Origin of the sequence: Sodalis-like endosymbiont of Proechinophthirus fluctus (assembly GCF_001602625.1) — a bacterium.
In the GTDB taxonomy this organism is placed as follows: domain Bacteria; phylum Pseudomonadota; class Gammaproteobacteria; order Enterobacterales; family Enterobacteriaceae.
The window spans coordinates 416-2,375 of the sequence record NZ_LECR01000058.1; the positions used below are offsets into that span (position 1 = coordinate 416).

The 1,960-nt window shown below is 55.9% G+C and carries 2 protein-coding genes; both read right to left on the reverse strand.

The window, feature by feature from the left end:
* On the reverse strand, window positions 1-1,072 hold a 1,072-nt coding region (ftsW, locus tag BG74_RS06370), incomplete at its 3' end, for a cell division protein FtsW (RefSeq protein ID WP_439895690.1).
* Window positions 1,069-1,960, reverse strand: an 892-nt coding sequence (gene murD, locus BG74_RS06375; protein ID WP_244267384.1) for a UDP-N-acetylmuramoyl-L-alanine--D-glutamate ligase, incomplete at its 5' end; no start/stop codon positions are given. The genes murD and ftsW, both read right to left, overlap by 4 nt.

The following is a 1,960-nucleotide window of genomic DNA, read 5'->3' on the forward strand; positions in this document are numbered from 1 at the left end:
GCCCTTTTGTAGGCAACATGCCGGCTGCGGCACCCACGTTGACCAGCGTCTGGAAGCTGAACCAGATACCGATAGAACAGGCCAAGAAACCGGAAAATCGCTGGTCGATTTCCAGCGCTTTACGACCAATGGACATCGCGCGGAACGCGACTAAAAAGACTGTCAGCAGCGCTAGCACCACGCCGAAATAACCCAACTCTTCGCCCAAAATGGCGAAAATAAAGTCAGTATGGGCTTCCGGCAAATACTCTAGTTTCTGTATCGAATTGCCCAAACCTTGCCCCCAAAACTCGCCACGGCCAAAAGCCATCAGCGATTGGGTAAGCTGGTAACCGCTGCCGAAGGGATCATCCCACGGGTTCCAGAACGAGGTCACACGCCGTATACGGTACGGCTCGGCGATAATAAGCAGCACCACTGCGAAAATGCCCGAACCGATAATCGATAAAAATTGCCACAGTTTGGCACCGGCCAAGAACAGCATCGCTAGGGTGGTAACAAACAGCACCACCACGGTCCCGAGGTCGGGCTGTGCCAGCAGCAGTACTGCCAGCAGCACCATCACGCTCATGGGTTTGCAAAATCCCCAGAAATTAGTACACACTTCCTCTACCTTGCGTACCAGATAACTAGCCAGATAGCAAAACAACGCCAACTTAGACAACTCCGCCGGCTGGATCCGCAATGGACCGAACGCAATCCAGCGCGACGCACCGTTGACCGAACTGCCGACTACCAACACTACCAGCAACATAACCAGGGTGATAAGCAACATCACCGAGCTGCAGCGCTGCCAGACCACCATCGGGATCCTAAGCGTTGCCAGCGACAGTATAAACGCCAGGCCGAGGTAGAAAGCATCTCGCTTGGCAAAATAAAACGGATCATCCGACAGGCGCGCCCCGATGGGCATTGATGCCGACGTTACCATCACAAAACCGATACCTGCCAGCCCCAGTGTCAGCCACAGTAGAGTACGGTCATATAGCACATGGGTTGGCGCCTCTGTCTCAACGCCAATTACCCACGCCTTCAGTCGGGGAATCAATCCTAAACCGGGTATGCGAATCATCCTACCTCCCGCGCCAGTCGTGTGAAGACCTCACCACGTACTTTAAAATTGCTAAATTGGTCTAGGCTGGCGCAGGCCGGTGACAACAGCACCAGATCCCCTGCCCTCACCCGCGTACCGACGATTCGCATCGCCTGCTCTAGCGTTTCAGTGAGCGTCGCGACTTCGGGGCGCAGGAACGCCAGCTGCACGGCGTCCTGCCCAAAACAATAAAGCTGTACTCTATCGCCTTGTACCAAAGGCGAAAGCGGCGTGAAATCGGCAGATTTGCCATCGCCGCCCAACAGCAGATGCAACGTACCTGCTACCTCCAGCCCGTACAGCGCCGCTTCCGTGCTGCCTACATTGGTCGCTTTGGAATCATTAATCCAGCGTACACCATGGCGGTCGTGCACCAGTTCAAAGCGATGCGTCAAACCGTGAAACTGCCGCAGCGCTGCCAGGCTGGCCGCGTGCGGAACACCAATGGAGTCCGCCAACGCCAGCGCCGCCAGGGAATTGGTATAATTATGACGGCCGCCGACGGTCATTTCGGCACAATCCAACAGCGGTTCGCCGCGCGCCATTAACCAGGTTTTGCCCGCGCGTTGGCTAAGATAATAATCACCGCAACCGACGCCGAAGCTGACGCAACGCGCGCCATATCCGCGTACCGGCAGGGTGAATGTATCGTCGGCGTTGACCACGCATACTGCGGCATTGTGATAAATTTTCAGTTTGGCCCCCCGATACTGTTGCAGGCCAAGCGGATAACGGTTCATATGGTCTTCGCTAATATTGAGCACGGTCGCCGCCGCTGCTTTCAGGCTATGAGTGGTTTCCAGTTGGAAACTCGACAGCTCCAGCACATACAACTGGCGTGGCGCCTCTAGCAGCATCAGCGCCGGT